Genomic DNA, 17,074 nt, shown 5'->3' with positions numbered 1-17,074 from the left:
GGGCCGCACCTTAATCGGAACCGGCCTTGGATTCAAGTCAGCATCGGCGCCGATTCGCACCACCAGCCGGGATGCAGCGCGCCAAGCGTGCGAGCCGCCCCAGCCGCCGCCTCGGCCGAGGCGAACAGGCCCAGGCAGGTCGCCCCCGAACCCGACATGCGGGCCAGCAGGCAGCCGTCGCAGGCGGCCAGGCCGGCCAGGGCGGTCGCCACCTCGGGGGCCAGCGAAATGGCGGCGGCGGTCAGGTCGTTGCGCCGGGCCGCCAGCAGCGCCGCCAGGTGGGCGGCGTCGCGCGGCATGGTTTCCAGCGCCGCCGGGTCGGAAAAGCAGTTCTGGCGGGCCTTGAACACCGCAGGCGTCGATAACGGCACCCGAGGGTTGATCAGGGCCAGCCATAAGGGCGGCAGCGCCGGTACCGGCTCCAGGCGCTCGCCGACCCCGCTCATGCGGGCTGGCCGTCCGGCCAGGCAGACCGGCACGTCGGCCCCCAGCGACAGGGCCAGGCCGTGGCGGTCGGCCGCCGGCAGGGTGATGCCCCACAAACGCTCGAGTGCCCGCAAGGTGGCGGCGGCGTCGGCCGAACCGCCGCCGATGCCCGAGGCGACCGGCAGCCGCTTGGTCAGGGTGATCGCCGCCCCGGCGCGGGTCCCGGCGCGCGCCGCCAGCGCTTCGGCCGCCTTCCACACGATGTTGGAGGAATCGGCGGCCAGGCCGGCCGCCATCGGGCCGTCGATGGCGAGCGTCAGATGCTCGGCCGGCGCCACCGACACGCTGTCGCCGATGCCGGCGAACACCACCAGCGAATCCAGCAAATGGTATCCGTCGCCCCGCTTGCCGGTGACGTGCAGGTACAGGTTGATCTTGGCCGGGGCGAACTCGGCCAGGGTCACTGCTGGCGAACCACCGGCTTGGCCGGGACCTGGCCGGTGCGGATCTTGTCCTTCAGGGATTCGATCTGCTCGGGCTCGGGCTCCAGCGAATTGGCGCGCAGCCACTGGAACATCGCTTCCTCGACCCGGCCGACCTGCCAATAGGCGTCGCCCAGATGGTCGTTGATGGTCGGGTCCTCGGGCTTCAGCTCGGCGGCGCGCTCGAGATAGCGCACGGCGCCGTGGTAATCGCCCAGGCGATAGAGCGCCCAGCCCATGCTATCGACGATGGCGCCGTCGCGCGGGCGCAACTCGACCGCCTTTTCCAGCATCTTGCGGGCGACGTCCAGGTGCATGCCCATATCGACCCAGGAATAGCCCAGATAGTTCAGCACGTCGGCCTGATCGGGCTTGAGCCGCAGGGCTTCCTGGAAGTCGGCCTCGGCCTTGGGCCATTGCTTCGAACGCTCGTAGCAGATGGCGCGGCTATAAAGCAGCGCCCAGTGGTGGGATTGCAGCACGCCGGCCCGGCCGACCGCCTGGTCATAGGCCGTCGCCGCTTCGGCGAAGCGCTTGCGCCGACGCAGGATGTCGCCCTTGGTGACCAGCGCCTCCAGGCTGTCGGCACGCTCGCGCGCCAGTTCGTCCAGGGCGGACAGGGCCCCCTCGGTATCGTTCAACTCGTCCAGGTTGATCGCCACCCGCAGCCGGCCATAGGTGAAGGCCGGGTGCCCCTTCGGCACCGACAGGTACTGGCGGTTGGCCTCGGCCAGGCGGCCCTGACCGACCAGGATGTCGGCCACCGTGGTCTGGGCCAGCGGCAGGTCCGGCCGCATCCACAGGGCCAGGCGGGCATAAAGCATCGCCACGTCCGAGGCATTGCCCTGGCGCATCAGCGAGGCGATGTCGAACAGCGCCTCGGCCAGGCCGGCGCGGGCGTCGGGCACGACGGGCGCGATCCCTCCGCCCTGGCTGAGAAGGCGCTTGGCGTCGAACAACATGCTGTCGGGGTGGTCGCCCTGATAGCGGGAATAAAGCTTGGCCGCCTCGTCCAGCCGGCCGGTGCGCTGGTACCACGACCCCGCCGCCTCGATGCCGCGCACCGACAATTGGGTCGACAGCGCCGTGCGATAACCGTCCTCGGCCACCTGGACGCGGCCGCCGATATCGGCGATCAGCGCCCCGTGGAAGGCCGCCAGCGGCTCCAGCCCCTTGGTCTTGGCCAAAGCTTCCAGCGCCAGCGGGGCGCCTTGGTCACCGGCGCCGACCTTGGCCCAGGCCACCATCAGCGGCCCCAGAATGGCGTTGATGCCGCGCTTGGGCAACTGGGCGAACTTGGCCTCGGCCTCGGCCCAGCGGCCGGCCTGGGCGGCGCCAAGACCGGCCACCACCAGCGGCAGCGGTTGATCGGCGTCGAAGGCCAGCACCCGCTCGGCCAGCGGCTGGGCGACATCCAGCCGCCCCTCGGCGGCCATCAGGCTGAAGGTCCGTTGCAGCAATTCGGTGTTGTCGGGATCGTGCTTGAGCGCCTGGGCATAATAATCGGCGGCCGAGCGGCTGTCGCCCACCCCTTGCGCCAATCGGCCGGCCAGATAGCCCGACAGGGCCGAGCGCGCCGCCGGCCGAACCTCGTCGGCCGATCCCGCCGCCGTGCCGCCGCCGGAACGCGGTCCGCATCCGGTCGTCAGAACCGCGACCATGGCGAAGGCGGCCATCGCCGCCCCACCCCGCTTGCACCAAAGCACCATCAATCGTCCTTGAAGAGGTGATGCGCCCGCCCAGCCCGATCGGCTTGGCGTCGAGGAGAAATCGGTTTCATCATAACCGATTCAATCCCCGGCGCACCGTCTTTCTCGGGGAGGCTACATGTTGGGATAGTTGGGCCCCCCCCCACCCTCGGGGACGGTCCAGTTGATGTTCTGGGTCGGGTCCTTGATGTCGCAGGTCTTGCAGTGCACGCAATTCTGCGCGTTGATCCTGAGCGCCGGGCCATCGACGATCTCGTACACGCCGGCCGGGCAGTAACGCTGCTCGGGGGCGTCGTACAGGGCCAGATTGACCGAGATCGGCACCCCTTCGTCCTTCAGCTTCAGGTGCGCCGGCTGGTTTTCCTCGTGGTTGGTGTTCGAGATGAACACCGAGGACAGCTTGTCGAAGCTGACCAATCCGTCGGGCTTGGGATAAGCGATCTTCGGATAGTCCGAAGCCTTGCCCAGGACAGAATGATCGTCGTGGTTATGGAAGGTCCACGGCGCTTTGCCCATGAACAGATAGGTGTCGAGCGCCGAATAGGCGATGCCGGCCCACAGCCCCTTGTGGAAGCTGGGACGGATGTTCCTGACCTTGTGCAGCTCGCTCCACAGCCAGCTTTTCTTCAGCTCGCGCGGATAGGCGTGGGCCTGGTTGCCCGAACCATCGGACAGCAGGGCGACCACCGCCTCGGCGGCGACCATGCCCGACTTCATGGCGGTGTGGCTGCCCTTGATCTTGGGCACGTTCAGGAAGCCGGCGGTGTCGCCGACCAGCAGGCCGCCGGGGAAGGTCAGGCCCGGCACCGACTGGATGCCGCCTTCCGAGATGGCACGCGCGCCATAGGCGATGCGTCGGCCGCCCTCGAAGGTCGGGCGGATGGCCGGATGGGTCTTGAAGCGCTGGAACTCGTCGAACGGCGACAGATGCGGGTTCTTGTAATCCAGGCCGATGACGAAGCCGACCACCACCTGATTGTCTTCCAGGTGATAAAGGAACGAGCCGCCATAGGTCTGGCTGTCCAGCGGCCAGCCGACGGTGTGGACGATCTTGCCCAGGCTGTGCTTGGCCGGATCGATCTCCCACAATTCCTTGATGCCGATGCCATAGGTCTGCGGATCGCACTCGGCGCGCAGATTGAACTTGTCGAACAGCGTCTTGGTCAGGCTGCCGCGGCAGCCTTCCGAGAAGATGGTCTGGCGGGCATGCAGTTCCATGCCCGGGGTGTAATTGCCGGTGGGCTCGCCATCCTTGCCGATGCCCATGTCGCCGGTGGCGACGCCCTTGACCGAGCCGTCCTCGTGATAAAGGACTTCCGCCGCGGCGAAGCCGGGATAGATCTCGACGCCCAGTTCTTCCGCCTGGCCGGCCAGCCAGCGGCACAGATTGCCCAGGCTGATGATGTAATTGCCGTGATTGTTCATCTGCGGCGGCGTCGGCAGGCGGATGGCCTTGCCTTCGGTCAGGAACAGGAAGCGGTCGTCCATCGCCATGGTGGCCAGCGGCGCGCCCCGATCCCGCCAATCGGGGATCAGTTCGTCCAGCGCCCGGGTCTCGAACACAGCGCCCGACAGGATGTGGGCGCCGACTTCCGAGCCCTTTTCCAGCACGCACACCGACAGATCGGCGTTCATCTGCTTGATGCGGATCGCGGCCGCCAGTCCGGACGGGCCGGCACCGACGATCACCACATCGAATTCCATCGAATCTCGTTCCATCGCGCTCCACAATCCCCGATAATCGGCCGCCCTGCTCCACGCTCGTTGGACGGCACCTGCTCGTGAGGCCAAGGCGGCCTCTATACCATACGTCGCGCGAAAGACACGAATCCTTCAATCAGGGACCCGCCGGTGATATTTTGTTAGCCGCCATGCCGCCCGAACTCGCCCCCGACCAATTGCTGCGCTGGTATATCGACGCCGGCGCCGACGAGACCATCGGCGAGGTGGCGATGGACCGTTTCCAGGCCCAGCCGCCCCCCCGGCCGGTACCGGTTGCCGTGGCCGCCGCGCCAAGTCCCGATCGCCCCGCCCCGCCCCGCCCCGCCGCCGGACCGGCCGTGATTGTCCCGACCGGTGGCACCGCCGCCCATATCGCCGCCGAATGCCACGATCTCGAGCAATTGCGCCTGGCGATGGAGGCCTTCGACGGCTTGCCGCTGAAGAAGACCGCGCTGTCGACGGTCTTCGCCGACGGCAACCCCGAAGCCAAGGTCATGTGCATCGGCGAGGCGCCCGGCCAGGAGGAAGACCGCCAGGGCCGCCCGTTCGTCGGCCGCTCGGGCAAATTGCTGGACCGCATGCTGGCCTCGATCGGGCTGGACCGCTCCAGCGCCTACATCACCAACGTCCTGCCGTGGCGGCCGCTGGACAATCGCAAGCCGACGCCGGATGAGGTGGCGGTGTGCCTGCCCTTCGTCACCCGTCATATCGAACTGGTCGATCCACAGGTGCTGATCCTGTTCGGCGGCGCCTCGGCCTCGGCGTTGCTGGCCCGGCACGAGGGCATCATGCGACTGCGCGGACACTGGCACGATTTCTCGTCGCCGGGCCTGCCGCGCCCGCTTCCGGCCATGGCCACCTTCCATCCGGCCTATCTGTTGCGCACCCCGGCGGCCAAACGCGAGGCATGGCGGGATTTGCTGGCGGTTTGGAAGCGATTGAACCAAGTCACCTAATGACCTGATTTAAAACACATTTCAGCCACTTTTCGAGCTTTTCCTGGATTCAAGGGTTGCTTCCGGGCCCGAGGTCATTTATAAAACCGCGCATGGTGTTCGATATTTTCGATAACAACATGAGGAGAACAGCCTTGCGCGACAGGCTCCTCCCGGTCCTGATGGCAGCCATCATGGCCGCGACCTCACCGGCTCTGGCCGGTGACCTCAATCCCTCCCGCGCCGCGTCCGGCCACCAGGTGGCGAGCGCCGCCCGTGGCGACGGCACGGTGACGGCCGCAATATTGCCCGGCATCGGCCGCGAGGCGCGGGTCGCACCGCTGCCCAAGCCGCTGTCGGCCGCCGATTCCGCGACCTATGCCCGCATCTTCAAGCTGCAGGCGGCCGGCCAGTGGGCCGCCGCCGAGCGCGAGATGGGGCACATCAAGGACGATCTGCTGAAGGGTCACGTGCTGGCCCAGCGCTACCTGCAATCGGGCGCCAAGCCCAAGTACCAGGAACTGCGCGCCTGGATGGCCGACTATGCCGAGCTGCCGCAGGCCGAAGCCATCTACAAGCTGGCGACCACCAAGGGCGTCAAGGGCTTCGGCGCGCTGAAGCCGCCGGTCAAGGGCGGGCTCAAGGGCGTCGGCATCGACAATTCCGACGACGGCGCCAATTGGGAAGAGCTGTCGTTCTCGGCCGATCGCGGCAATCCCAAGGGGCGTGCCCTCAAGATCAAGTTCCGCACCCTGCTGAAGAAGGGCGACGGCGCCGCCGCGCTGTCCCTGCTGACCGGTCCCGACGCCCGGGCGCTCGAGCGCCTGGAAATCGACGAGTTGAAGGTCATCATGGCCACCGACCATTTCGCCGGCGGCCGCGATTCCGAAGCGGCGGCGTGGGCTGGACAGGCGGCCGAGCGATCGGGTGACGAACTGCCCGCCGCCCATTGGGTGGCCGGCCTGGCCCAGTGGCGCCAGGGCAAGCCCGAATTGGCACACCGCCATTTCGAGGAAATCGCCAATTCCGAAACCGCGTCCAGCTGGATGGTCGCCGCCGGCGCCTTCTGGGCGGCGCGGTCGAACCTGGTGGCCAAGCGCCCCGAGGTGGTCAACCACTGGCTGGAAGTCGCCGCGACCTATCCGCGCACCTTCTATGGCCTGCTGGCCCGCCAGACCCTGGGCTACGAGACCCTGTTCGCCTGGGAAACCCCGCCCTTCACCGAGGCCGATGCCGATGTGCTGATGCGCGTGCAAGGGGCCAAGCGGGCGCTGGGCCTGCTGCAGCTGGGCATGAACGCGGCGGCCGAGGAAGAATTGCGCAAGGCCTATCCGCGCGCCACCAAGCCGGTCAAGCAATCGATGATGGTGCTGGCCCATACCGGCGACATGCCGGGCCTGTCGGTCCGTCTGGGCGGCATGGCCCCGGGCATGACCAGCGATGCCGCCTCGTATCCGGTGCCGGACTGGACGCCCACCGGCGGCTGGACCATCGACAAGTCCCTGGTCTTCGCCTTCGTGCGTCAGGAATCGGCGTTCAATCCCAAGGCCAAGAGCCCGGCCGGCGCCGCCGGCCTGATGCAGCTGATGCCCCGGACCGCCCAGACCATGGCCGGCGGCCGCGCGGTCAAGGACAGCTTGTCCGACCCGCAACTGAACCTGGCCCTGGGTCAGAAGTACCTGACCAAGCTGATGGCCGAGGAGCCGGTCAACGGCAACCTTTTGCTGCTGGCCGCCGCCTACAATGCCGGCCCCGGCAAGCTTTCCCAGTGGCTGGGCGGCATGAAGCACAACAACGACCCGTTGCTGTTCATCGAGGCCCTGCCGTCGCGCGAGACCCGCGCTTTCGTCGAGCGGGTGATGAGCAATTACTGGATCTATCGCTCGCGCCTGGGTCAAAGCTCGCCGTCGTTGGATTCGGTGGCGTTCGGCACCTGGCCGCTGTACGAGGGGGCCGACCTGGTGGCCCGGCGCAAGGGAGCGAAAAGCTGAAATCGACATCAACATTGCGTCGCTTTCACTTGCTCCCGCCGACCGCTGTGGTATGAAGCTGGCCCATGCATATCCTGGAATTCGAAAAGCCCATCGCCGAGCTTGAGGGCAAGATCGAGGAGCTGCGTCACCTGACCGATGCCGGCGATGTCAACATCGCCGACGAGGTGGGACGCCTTCAGGTCAAGGTCGACAAGCTCCTGCGTTCGACCTACGCCAAGCTGACCCCTTGGCAGAAGACCCAGGTGGCTCGCCACCCGGATCGGCCGCACGCGCTCGACACCATCAAGGCCCTGATCGAGGACTTCACGCCGCTGGCCGGCGATCGCTGCTTCGGCGAGGATCAGGCCATCATCGGCGGACTGGGGCGCTTTCGCGGCCAGTCGGTCATGGTGCTGGGCCACGAAAAGGGCCACGACACCGAAAGCCGCCTCAGGCACAATTTCGGCATGGCCAAGCCCGAGGGCTATCGCAAGGCCAAGCGGCTGATGGAGATGGCCGACCATTTCCAGGTGCCGGTCCTGACCCTGGTCGATACCGCCGGCGCCTATCCCGGCATCGACGCCGAGGCGCGCGGCCAGGCCGAGGCCATCGCCCGCTCGATCGAGACCTGCCTGGACATCCGTGTCCCCTTCGTCTCGGTGGTGATCGGCGAAGGCGGATCGGGCGGGGCCATCGCGCTGGCGGCGGCCAATTCCGTCTTGATGCTGGAACACGCCATCTATTCGGTGATCAGCCCCGAGGGCTGCGCCTCGATCCTGTGGCGTTCCGGCGAGAACGCCAAGGACGCCGCCGAGGCGCTGCGCCTGACCGCGCAGGACCTGCACAAGCTGGGCGTCTGCGACGGCGTGATCCCCGAGCCCCTGGGCGGCGCGCACCGTAATCCCGACCTGGCGATGCAGAATCTGGGCACGGCCATCGACACGGCCTTCGCCGACATGGCCGGCATCGATGGCGGCGTGTTGCGGGCCAAGCGGCGCGACAAGTTCCTGGAAATGGGACGGGCGGGTCTGGCGTGAGCGAGACGGCCGGGACGCCAGAATTGGCCGTCGTGGTGCCGGTCAAGAACGAGGCCGACAACATCCTGACCCTGGTCGGCGAGATTCACGCCGCCCTGTCCGGCGTGACCAATTTCGAGATCGTCTATGTCGATGACGGCTCGACCGACGCCACGCCGCAGCGGCTGGCCGAGGCCAAGGCCCGCTTCCCCATGCTGTCGTGGGTCCGCCATCGCTTCAGCTGCGGCCAAAGCCAGGCCATCGCCACCGCAGTCCGCCATGCCAAGGCGCCGATCATCGCCATGCTGGACGGCGACGGCCAGAACGACCCGGCCGACATCCCCGCCATGCTGGCGCGCTGGAAGGCCGAGCCGGACGCCACCCGCGACAAGCTGCTGATCGCCGGCTGGCGGGCCAACCGCAAGGACACCTCGTCCCGGCGGTGGGCCTCGAAGGCGGCCAACGCCATCCGCGCCTGGGCCCTGAAGGACAACACCCCCGACACCGGCTGCGGCTCGAAGCTGTTTTCCCGCGCCTTGTTCCTGGACCTGCCGCGCTTCGACCACATGCACCGCTATCTGCCGGCCTTGACCATCCGGGCCGGCGGCAAAGTGGAATCGGTGGTGGTCAATCACCGCCCGCGCGGGGCCGGCAGCTCCAATTATTCCAACCTGCGCCGCGCCCTGGTCGGCGTCCCCGATTTGCTGGGCGTCATGTGGCTGATGCGCCGGTCGCGCAATCCGGTGGTCGAGCCCGGCCAGTGACCCAAGCCGCGCTCCGCCCGTCGATCTGGCGCCCGCGCGTACTGGTGCGCGGCATCGTCCTGATCGTGACGCTCGCAGCCCTTGGCCTGCTGTTCGAAGGACTGGGCCTCAAGCACCTGCTGGAACAAGGCTGGATCGACGAGCATATCCGCGGCCAAGGCCTGACCGGCGAGGCGCTGTTCGTGGTGGTCGGCGCCCTGTTCACCGCCGTCGGCCTGCCGCGCCAGGTGGTGGCCTTTTTGGCCGGCTACGCCTTCGGCATCGTGATCGGCACCGGCCTGGCCCTGCTGGCGACCGTGACCGGCGCCGTCGGCGTGTTCTTCTATGCCCGCTTCATGGCCCGCTCGTTCCTGGCCCGCAAGTTCCCCGACAAGGTCAGCAAGCTCGATTCCTTCCTGGCCGACAACACGCTGGGCATGGCCCTGGTGTTGCGGCTGGCCCCCTTCACCCACAATCTGACCACCAATCTGGTCGCCGGCGTGTCAGGCGTGCGGCCGCTACCCTTCTTCGCCGGCTCGGCCCTGGGCTATCTGCCGCAGACCATCGTCTTCGCCCTGCTGGGCGGCGGCATCGAACTGGACCCGGTGATCTCGACCGCCGTGTCGGTGGTTCTGTTCGCCGTCTCGACGGTCCTGGGGCTGCTGTTGTGGCGCCGCTACCGCAAGGATCGCGACGAAGGCGACGTGTCATGAGGCGGCTGGCTCTCCTGCTCGCCCTGCTGGTGGCCGCCTGCCAGGGCGCCGAACCGGCCAAGCCGGTGGTGACCACCCAAGATCGCCCGCGCGCCGTCGCCAATCGCGACGACGTCTTGAAGAATGTCGTCGCCCGCAAGATCACCGATGCCGACCGCGCCGCCTTTCGGGCCGTCACAGTCGAGGTATGGGGCGGCCATGTCGTGCTGATGGGCGCGGTGGTCAAGCCCGAGCAGCGCCGCCGCGCCGAGCAGGCCGCCCGCGCGGTCGAAGGCGTGGGGTCGATCGCCAACGAACTGGTGCTGGCCGAACTGCCGGCGCTGGAATTCTTCCGGCCCGACTTCGCCCGCGAGGATGCGGTGCGCCGACAGTTGGGCCTTGAAGGCAAGGCCGGCCTGATTGTCCGGGTGATCAACGGCGTCGCCTTTCTGATCGGCGGCGGTACGCCCGAGGCCGCAGCCCAACTGAAGGCCGATGCCGGCGAGGTCGAAGGCATCAAGTGGGTGGTGACCCATATTGTTCAGCCTTGAAAATCAAGGCACTAGCTTAACACACTCTAAAAATCCACGGTTTCTCGCTTGACTCTGTGGGGAACCCCCCCTAGATCGTTGGCACTCGTCGCCGAAGAGTGCTAACAGCCACTCTTGGGCGCTCTTTATGACCAAACCGCATTTGACGGAGGTTTTTACATGAAGTTCCGACCGCTCCATGACCGCGTGCTGGTGAAGCGCATCGACGCGGAGGAGAAGACCGCGGGTGGAATCATCATCCCCGACACCGCCAAGGAAAAGCCGATGCAGGGCGAAGTGATCGCCGTGGGTTCCGGCGTGCGCGGCGAGGATGGCAAGCTTGTCGCCCTGGACGTCAAGGCCGGCGACCGCATCCTGTTCGGCAAGTGGTCCGGCACCGAAGTCAAGCTCGACGGCCAAGAGCTGTTGATCATGAAGGAATCCGACATCCTGGGCATCCTCGCCTAAGATTCGTCCCCGCCATTCAGGATTTACGAGGTTTACAAAAATGGCTGCCAAAGAAGTCAAGTTCTCCACCGAAGCGCGCGCCAAGATGCTGCGCGGCGTGGACATTCTCGCCGATGCCGTGAAGGTTACCCTGGGCCCGAAGGGTCGCAACGTGGTGATCGAAAAGAGCTTCGGCGCGCCGCGCATCACCAAGGACGGCGTCACCGTCGCCAAGGAGATCGAGCTGTCCGACAAGTTCGAGAACATGGGCGCCCAGATGGTGCGCGAAGTGGCCTCGAAGACCGCCGATCTGGCCGGTGACGGCACCACCACCGCCACCGTGCTGGCGCAAAGCATCGTCCGCGAAGGCTGCAAGGCCGTCGCCGCCGGCCTGAACCCGATGGATCTGAAGCGCGGCATCGACATCGCCGTCGCCGCCGTCGTCGAGGACGTCAAGAGCCGCTCGCGCAAGGTTGCCACCAACGAGGAAATCGCCCAGGTCGGCACCATTTCCGCCAATGGCGAGCGCGAGATCGGCGACATGATCGCCCGGGCCATGGAGAAGGTCGGCAACGAGGGTGTGATCACCGTCGAGGAAGCCAAGGGCCTGGACACCGAGCTGGACGTCGTCGAGGGCATGCAGTTCGACCGCGGCTACACCAGCCCGTACTTCGTGACCAACGCCGAGAAGATGACCGTCGAGCTGGACAGCCCCTACATCCTGCTGTTCGAGAAGAAGCTGTCGGGTCTGCAGCCGCTGCTGCCGGTGCTGGAAGCCGTCGTGCAGTCCGGCCGTCCGCTGCTGATCATCGCCGAGGACGTCGAGGGCGAGGCCCTGGCCACCCTGGTCGTCAACAAGCTGCGTGGCGGCCTGAAGGTCGCCGCCGTCAAGGCTCCGGGCTTCGGCGATCGCCGCAAGGCCATGCTGGAAGACATCGCCATCCTGACCGGTGGCCAGGTCATCTCGGAAGATCTGGGCATCAAGCTGGAAACCGTGTCGCTGGACATGCTGGGCACCGCCAAGCGCGTGACCATCACCAAGGAAGACACCACCATCGTCGATGGCGCCGGCAAGAAGACCGACATCGAAGCCCGCTGCAAGCAGATCCGTGCGCAGACCGAGGAGACCACCTCGGACTACGACCGCGAGAAGCTGCAGGAGCGTCTGGCCAAGCTGGCCGGTGGCGTCGCCGTGATCAAGGTCGGCGGCGGCTCCGAGGTCGAGGTGAAGGAGCGTAAGGATCGCGTCGATGACGCCCTGCACGCCACCCGCGCCGCGGTCGAGGAAGGCATCGTCGCCGGTGGCGGTACCGCTCTTCTGTACGCCATCAAGGTGCTGGCCGGCTTGAAGCCCGCCAACGAAGACCAGAAGGTCGGCTTCGAAATCGTCCGTCGCGCCCTGCAGGCCCCGGTCCGTCAGATCGCCGAGAACGCCGGTCATGACGGCGCGGTCATCGCCGGCAAGCTGATGGACTCGAACGATGCCAATTTCGGTTTCGATGCCCAGACCGGCACCTACACCGACATGATCAAGGCCGGCATCATCGATCCGACCAAGGTGGTCCGTACCGCTCTGCAGGATGCCGCTTCGGTGGCCGGCCTGCTGATCACCACCGAGGCGATGATCGCCGAGAAGCCCAAGCGCGACCTGCCCCCGATGCCGGGCGGCGACATGGGCGGCATGGGCGGCATGGGCGGCATGGACTTCTAAGTCCAGGCCTCTCGGCTCAGCCGATCGTTCAGGAAACCCCCTTCCCTCGGGAAGGGGGTTTTTTGTTGCCCGGCTGGCAACCGGCGACGGATCGGTTTACCATACCCCCATGCGCACGACCTGCCCCGAGGCATGATGTTCGGTTTCCTGAAGGCGATGTTCGAGAAAGAGGCCGAGGCGGCGATCCAGCGTCGCGCCGCCGAGATGGCGCCGTGCGCGGTGTCGCAGGCGGTCCAGGCCCAGCGCCGGCCCCAGGCCACCGCCCAGCAGACCCGCCAGCGCCTTGACTCCTCGGTGCCGGAATTCATCAGCCCGGAACGCCAGGCCCTGCTGCGCCAGGCCACCGCCACCGTCCGGGCCAAGCGCCAGATCCTTGACCATCTGGACGATGAAAGCCGGGCCAAGCTGGTGGCCATGGCCATCACCACCTTCCTTGCCGACAAGAAGAAATAGGACGAAGACGCCCTTGTTCCCTGATCCGCAATCCCTGGCTAGGGCCTTGCTGGCCGGCGAGCGCCGCGCGCTGGCCCGCGCCATCACCTTGATCGAATCCACCCGCCCCGACCATCGCCTGGCCGCCGAGGCCCTGCTGCACGAGGTGCTGCCCCATGCCGGCCGCTCGATCCGCGTCGGCATCACCGGCGTCCCCGGCGCCGGCAAGTCGACCTTCATCGAGGCGTTCGGCCTGAACGTGGTCGAACGCGGCCACCGCCTGGCGGTGCTGGCGGTTGATCCCAGCAGTCCACGCTCGGGCGGCTCGATCCTGGGCGACAAGACCCGCATGGAGGAATTGTCGCGCGACCAGCGGGCCTTCATCCGCCCCAGCCCATCCGGCTGCACCCTGGGCGGCGTGGCGCGCCGCACCCGCGAGGCGATGCTGGTGTGCGAGGCGGCCGGCTTCGACGTCATCCTGGTCGAAACCGTCGGCGTCGGCCAAAGCGAGACGGCGGTGGCCGACATGGTCGATCTGTTCCTGCTGCTGCTGGTGCCGGGCGGCGGCGACGAGTTGCAGGGCATCAAGAAGGGTATCGTGGAGTTGGCCGACGCCATCATCGTCAACAAGGCCGACGGCGACCTGGAAGCGGCGGCCGGCCGGGCGGCGCGGGATTATCGCAACGCCCTGCATCTGCTGACCCCGGCCAACGCCGCCTGGATGGTGCCGGTGCTGACCTGTTCGGCGCTGGCGCGATCCGGCATCGACCAGGTGTGGGAAACCGTCGAGACGTTCGGCCAGACCATGAAGGACAGCGGCCGCTTCGAGGAACGCCGCGCCGAACAGGCCCATGCCTGGATGTGGAGCGAAATCGCCGAGACACTGCTGCAGACCCTGAAGGACGACCCATCGGTCGCCCGCCAGTTGCCCGATCTGGAAGCGGGCGTCACCCGGGGCTTCCTGGCCCCCGGCGCCGCCGCCCGCCAATTGGTCGAGGCCTTTCGCAGCCGGGCGCCATCGTCCGAATGAACGAGGAATACCCCCATACCAATGCCCAATTCGCTTTGCGGCGCGGCTCTGGGCACATTAGGATGTGTTTCTCGCATTTTTGACCCTTCGGGACCCCTGACATGAACCAGCTCGACCCGTCGGCCCAAGACTCGCTGATCCTCAAGAAAGAGCTGGTCGGCCTGTTCGGCCACCTTCAAAATATCCGCAAGGAACTGGCCGCGCTGAATCCCCCCGGCGCCGAGGACCATTTCGGCTCGATGTCCGAGCAGTTGGACGCCATCGTCCGCGCCACCGAAGGTGCGACCAACTCGATCATGGAAAGCGTCGAGGGCATCGACAATCTGATGGGCGAGGCCCGGACCTACTGCCAGGGCGGCAAGCTGGGAGAAATCTTCGACCAGGTCACCGACAAGGTGAACACCGTGTTCGAGGCCTGCTCGTTCCAGGACATCACCGGCCAGCGCATCACCAAGGTGGTCAACTCGATGAAGTTCGTCGAGGAGCGCATCAACGCCATCATCTTCACCTGGGGCCGTGAAGAGCTGACCAAGGTGGTGGTCGAGATCAAGGAAAAGCAGGACGACCCCGACAAGAACCTGCTGCACGGGCCGCAATTGCCCGGCCAGGGCGTCAGCCAGGACGAGGTCGATCGCATGCTGGCCCAGACCGACATCGACAAGCTGTTCGGCTAGATCGGGCCGTGGCGATGAAGACTCTTGTGCTGGCAACCGGACTGTGCGCGCTGGTCGCCGGCGGGGCCGGCGCCCAGACCGCCTATCCCACCCTTGAGCTGCTGGCCACCGGCACCACCATCCTGGGCGAGACCATCCATTACCCGGCCACCGGGCCGGCCCGGGTCACCGCCAGCATCGTGACCATCATGCCCGGTGCCGAGACCGTGTTGCACCAGCACGGCACGCCGATGTTCGCGCTGATCCAGCAAGGCGAGCTGACGGTGGATTACGGCAGCCATGGCACGCGCGACTTCAAGGCCGGCGATTCCTTCGTCGAAGCCATGGCCGTCACCCATCGCGGGCTGAATCGCGGCACCGTTCCGGTCAAGATTCTGACCGTTTCCATGGGTGCCGAAGGGGCCAGCAACGTCGTCCTTGATGTTAAAAAGTAGCCCCTGCCCCCGGCCTGCTCCGGGCTTGTCTGAATCCGCTTGACGAAGGGCGGTTAGCCCCTTAAAAACGCGGCTTCCCCGGGCTTGCCCAGGACCGGATTTGTCATGCGCGCGGCGATTCTTCAAGCCGCCAGAACGAGACGAGAGAGGATACGCTTATGGCCCGTCGTTGCTCCATCACCGGCAAGGGCGTCCTGACCGGCAACAACGTCAGCCACGCCAACAACAAGAGCCGTCGTCGCTTCCTGCCCAACCTGCAGGACACTTCGGTGCTGTCGGACGCGCTGAACCAGATGGTTCGCATCAAGGTCTCGACCCGCGGTCTGAAGACCATCGAGCACAATGGCGGCCTGGATGCTTATCTGACCACCACCAACGACAGCCGCCTGACCGACGAGTCGCGCCGCCTGAAGCGCCGCGTCGAGAAGGCCCTGGCTGCCAAGGCCGAAGCCTAATTTCGGTCGCCGCTGCTTTTCTTAAAAGGCCCGGGAGAAATCCCGGGCCTTTTCGCGTCATGCCGGCATGGCGCGCAGCATGTACTCGTGGAACAAAGGCACCGTGAAGGCAAATATACCCGCGGCCGCGGGCGCCTCATGCAAGGCAATTCCATCACGGCTTAGATTTGGGTGGACCCGTCCTGCTAGCTCTGCGACCCTTTGCAATTGCTACGGCCAAATATGTAGAATAGGGCTACTATGCCGAGCTGTCTGGGGTTGTCGCTGGAAGGCTGCGCTTACGACCCAGCAAACACGGCCATCGTCTACTTCACACTCGGCGATGTGGTCGCTGCGCTTGGCGTAACGCTGATCGTCCCCCAGTTTCTCAAGCCCATCTACCTGTTCCGATTGAAGGTGCGCCGCATTTCTCTAATCGCGATTTACGGTTTGGTTTTCGTCGGAACCTTGCCAATCGCGATAGCCGCACTTCTTCCTCAATTTCCAATCCCCCGCGTTGCGATCATAGGCCATCCGCTCTTCTGGGAATTCGTCGGCATCATATTGTTTGTCACGGCCTATGGCTCCCTGGCATTTGGGTCTTTAGCGCCAATCACAATCCGGGCAGGGACCGTCGAGCGGTTTGTCCGGGCTGGTGCAGCGCTACTGGAGGAAGGCAACGAGCGAGATTGCGTGGATTTCGCGGGAGACCTTGCGCGCAATCTGCCGTTTCTCATTCGCTTGGCCAATTTCATCGAGGAGCGACGTGAGTTCAGTGCCTTTATGTTATTTCGGTACCGAGGAATGATCAAAGATGGCCGATATGCCGCGTCGTTTTTCGGCATAATATCCGACCATAAATTCTGCGCCGCGCTCGTTACATCTTCACCCTGGCTGGCAGCGGATATCATGAACGCTCTCGCCAGAAAGCGCTTAAGCTCGCGCCATGCCGAACGCTTTGTGCAGGAACTCGCACTTCAGACGATCCTGCTCGATCAGAGCATGATGTCCCGTGAGGTCGGCTATGGTGGCTTCAGCGTGGCCCCCGTTCTGTCGGAAAGCCTGTTTGGTGACCATTTTATCGCGCGGACCTACACGCCGTTTGCAGGCATTCTTTTCGGCAGCCTCGGCGCTCCAACAAGGGCTATGATGATGCGGCTGAACGCAGCCGCCGAACTGAGCCTACAGGCCGCATTTGGCGAAGGCAGCTACTGGCCTGGGCCGAATTTTTTCCATCTTCAGGATATTTACGAAAGCGTGTTCCGTGAACTGAGCGAGATGAAGCGTGCGAACAGCCTTGAGAGCGGCCTCAGTATTGAGGCCACTTCCGGTGTCGCGACCCTCATCAAAATCACGCGGAAACACCTCGCGACGCTTCCGGCCGACCGAATTTACGATCTCTATCAGAGCAACGCCGACGGGTACGACCACGGCAACATTATCGAGGCCGTAGCGGAACTGACGTACAAATCGCTGGAGGCCATTGCGAACTCATTCGAGGGTGTGAGCGACCCCTTCTGGTCGCACGTTCACGGCACACTTCATGACCTGTTCCCGTTTTATGAGAACGGAACCTGTCAATGAATCCGCGACACTGCGTCTGACAATTTAGGCAGCAATTCTCTCAGCTGGCGGATTGATCCAGACGGCATTGGGCGGGGCTGGCGGCTGCGGCGGCTTGCAT

At 65.8% G+C, this 17,074-nt stretch carries 17 protein-coding genes; 14 read left to right on the top strand and 3 right to left on the bottom strand.

Annotated features, from left to right (window positions below; genetic code table 11):
- Positions 1–32: 32 nt before the first annotated feature.
- From A6A05_RS12510 to A6A05_RS12500, 3 genes are all read right to left on the bottom strand, one after another.
- Positions 33–890, bottom strand: a complete 858-nt coding sequence (locus tag A6A05_RS12510; RefSeq protein WP_068501503.1) for a 4-(cytidine 5'-diphospho)-2-C-methyl-D-erythritol kinase — start codon at positions 888–890, stop codon at positions 33–35.
- Positions 887–2,617 (bottom strand): tetratricopeptide repeat protein, encoded by a 1,731-nt coding sequence (locus tag A6A05_RS12505; RefSeq protein ID WP_068501500.1) that lies wholly within the window; start codon positions 2,615–2,617, stop codon positions 887–889. The genes A6A05_RS12510 and A6A05_RS12505 overlap by 4 nt, the downstream gene beginning before the upstream one ends.
- Before the next feature lie 114 nt (positions 2,618–2,731).
- Entirely contained in the window at positions 2,732–4,336 is a 1,605-nt protein-coding gene (locus tag A6A05_RS12500) for an electron transfer flavoprotein-ubiquinone oxidoreductase (protein WP_068501497.1), read from the bottom strand.
- Positions 4,337–4,488: 152 nt separating this feature from the next.
- Between A6A05_RS12500 and A6A05_RS12495 the strand changes: the two genes are divergently transcribed.
- The 14 genes from A6A05_RS12495 to A6A05_RS12430 all read left to right on the top strand — a co-directional run bounded on the left by A6A05_RS12495 (position 4,489) and on the right by A6A05_RS12430 (position 16,974).
- On the top strand, positions 4,489–5,295 hold the full coding sequence (locus A6A05_RS12495) for a uracil-DNA glycosylase (protein ID WP_068501495.1): 807 nt from the start codon (positions 4,489–4,491) through the stop codon (positions 5,293–5,295).
- Between the two features lie 134 nt (positions 5,296–5,429).
- Entirely contained in the window at positions 5,430–7,265 is a 1,836-nt protein-coding gene (locus tag A6A05_RS12490; protein WP_068501492.1) for a transglycosylase SLT domain-containing protein, read from the top strand.
- Positions 7,266–7,330: 65 nt separating this feature from the next.
- Positions 7,331–8,284 carry an acetyl-CoA carboxylase carboxyltransferase subunit alpha gene (locus A6A05_RS12485; protein ID WP_068501489.1) on the top strand — a complete coding sequence of 318 codons (954 nt, stop codon included), beginning with the start codon at positions 7,331–7,333 and terminating at the stop codon, positions 8,282–8,284.
- A complete protein-coding gene (locus A6A05_RS12480) occupies positions 8,281–9,027 on the top strand; it encodes a glycosyltransferase family 2 protein (RefSeq protein WP_068501486.1) in 747 nt (248 codons plus the stop codon). Before A6A05_RS12485 ends, A6A05_RS12480 begins: the two co-directional genes overlap by 4 nt.
- On the top strand, positions 9,024–9,719 hold the full coding sequence (locus A6A05_RS12475) for a TVP38/TMEM64 family protein (RefSeq protein ID WP_172822276.1): 696 nt from the start codon (positions 9,024–9,026) through the stop codon (positions 9,717–9,719). Before A6A05_RS12480 ends, A6A05_RS12475 begins: the two co-directional genes overlap by 4 nt.
- Complete coding sequence (locus A6A05_RS12470) at positions 9,716–10,249, top strand: BON domain-containing protein (RefSeq protein WP_068501483.1); 534 nt, start codon at positions 9,716–9,718, stop codon at positions 10,247–10,249. The genes A6A05_RS12475 and A6A05_RS12470 overlap by 4 nt, the downstream gene beginning before the upstream one ends.
- A gap of 159 nt (positions 10,250–10,408) precedes the next feature.
- Positions 10,409–10,696 (top strand): co-chaperone GroES, encoded by a 288-nt coding sequence (groES, locus tag A6A05_RS12465; protein WP_068501479.1) that lies wholly within the window; start codon positions 10,409–10,411, stop codon positions 10,694–10,696.
- 40 nt (positions 10,697–10,736) lie between these two features.
- On the top strand, positions 10,737–12,386 hold the full coding sequence (gene groL / locus A6A05_RS12460; protein WP_068501477.1) for a chaperonin GroEL: 1,650 nt from the start codon (positions 10,737–10,739) through the stop codon (positions 12,384–12,386).
- Positions 12,387–12,518: 132 nt separating this feature from the next.
- Entirely contained in the window at positions 12,519–12,839 is a 321-nt protein-coding gene (locus A6A05_RS12455; protein ID WP_068501474.1) for a hypothetical protein, read from the top strand.
- A gap of 13 nt (positions 12,840–12,852) precedes the next feature.
- A complete protein-coding gene (gene meaB / locus A6A05_RS12450; RefSeq protein WP_068501471.1) occupies positions 12,853–13,848 on the top strand; it encodes a methylmalonyl Co-A mutase-associated GTPase MeaB in 996 nt (331 codons plus the stop codon).
- 101 nt (positions 13,849–13,949) lie between these two features.
- The gene (locus A6A05_RS12445; protein ID WP_068501468.1) at positions 13,950–14,522 is read left to right on the top strand and encodes a protein phosphatase CheZ; all 573 of its coding nucleotides are present in this window, start codon (positions 13,950–13,952) and stop codon (positions 14,520–14,522) included.
- Between the two features lie 14 nt (positions 14,523–14,536).
- Entirely contained in the window at positions 14,537–14,956 is a 420-nt protein-coding gene (locus tag A6A05_RS12440) for a cupin domain-containing protein (RefSeq protein ID WP_068501465.1), read from the top strand.
- 158 nt (positions 14,957–15,114) lie between these two features.
- Entirely contained in the window at positions 15,115–15,411 is a 297-nt protein-coding gene (gene rpmB / locus A6A05_RS12435; protein WP_068501460.1) for a 50S ribosomal protein L28, read from the top strand.
- Positions 15,412–15,651: 240 nt separating this feature from the next.
- Positions 15,652–16,974 carry a hypothetical protein gene (locus tag A6A05_RS12430; protein ID WP_068501456.1) on the top strand — a complete coding sequence of 441 codons (1,323 nt, stop codon included), beginning with the start codon at positions 15,652–15,654 and terminating at the stop codon, positions 16,972–16,974.
- Positions 16,975–17,074 lie beyond the last annotated feature (100 nt).

Origin of the sequence: Magnetospirillum moscoviense, assembly GCF_001650635.1 — a bacterium.
Lineage (GTDB): Bacteria > Pseudomonadota > Alphaproteobacteria > Rhodospirillales > Magnetospirillaceae > Magnetospirillum > Magnetospirillum moscoviense.
The sequence above is the reverse complement of the archived record's forward strand: the minus strand, read 5'-3'. Positions and strand labels throughout refer to the sequence as shown.

Bases quoted from the DNA above. Each gene is read 5' to 3' on its own strand.
- A6A05_RS12505 (WP_068501500.1), bottom strand. From the start codon at position 2,617: ATGGTGCTTTGGTGCAAGCGGGGTGGGGCGGCGATGGCCGCCTTCGCC.
- A6A05_RS12500 (WP_068501497.1), bottom strand. From the start codon at position 4,336: ATGGAACGAGATTCGATGGAATTCGATGTGGTGATCGTCGGTGCCGGC.
- A6A05_RS12495 (WP_068501495.1), top strand. From the start codon at position 4,489: ATGCCGCCCGAACTCGCCCCCGACCAATTGCTGCGCTGGTATATCGAC.
- A6A05_RS12485 (WP_068501489.1), top strand. From the start codon at position 7,331: ATGCATATCCTGGAATTCGAAAAGCCCATCGCCGAGCTTGAGGGCAAG.
- A6A05_RS12470 (WP_068501483.1), top strand. From the start codon at position 9,716: ATGAGGCGGCTGGCTCTCCTGCTCGCCCTGCTGGTGGCCGCCTGCCAG.
- groES (WP_068501479.1), top strand. From the start codon at position 10,409: ATGAAGTTCCGACCGCTCCATGACCGCGTGCTGGTGAAGCGCATCGAC.
- groL (WP_068501477.1), top strand. From the start codon at position 10,737: ATGGCTGCCAAAGAAGTCAAGTTCTCCACCGAAGCGCGCGCCAAGATG.
- A6A05_RS12455 (WP_068501474.1), top strand. From the start codon at position 12,519: ATGATGTTCGGTTTCCTGAAGGCGATGTTCGAGAAAGAGGCCGAGGCG.
- A6A05_RS12445 (WP_068501468.1), top strand. From the start codon at position 13,950: ATGAACCAGCTCGACCCGTCGGCCCAAGACTCGCTGATCCTCAAGAAA.
- A6A05_RS12440 (WP_068501465.1), top strand. From the start codon at position 14,537: ATGAAGACTCTTGTGCTGGCAACCGGACTGTGCGCGCTGGTCGCCGGC.
- rpmB (WP_068501460.1), top strand. From the start codon at position 15,115: ATGGCCCGTCGTTGCTCCATCACCGGCAAGGGCGTCCTGACCGGCAAC.
- A6A05_RS12430 (WP_068501456.1), top strand. From the start codon at position 15,652: ATGCCGAGCTGTCTGGGGTTGTCGCTGGAAGGCTGCGCTTACGACCCA.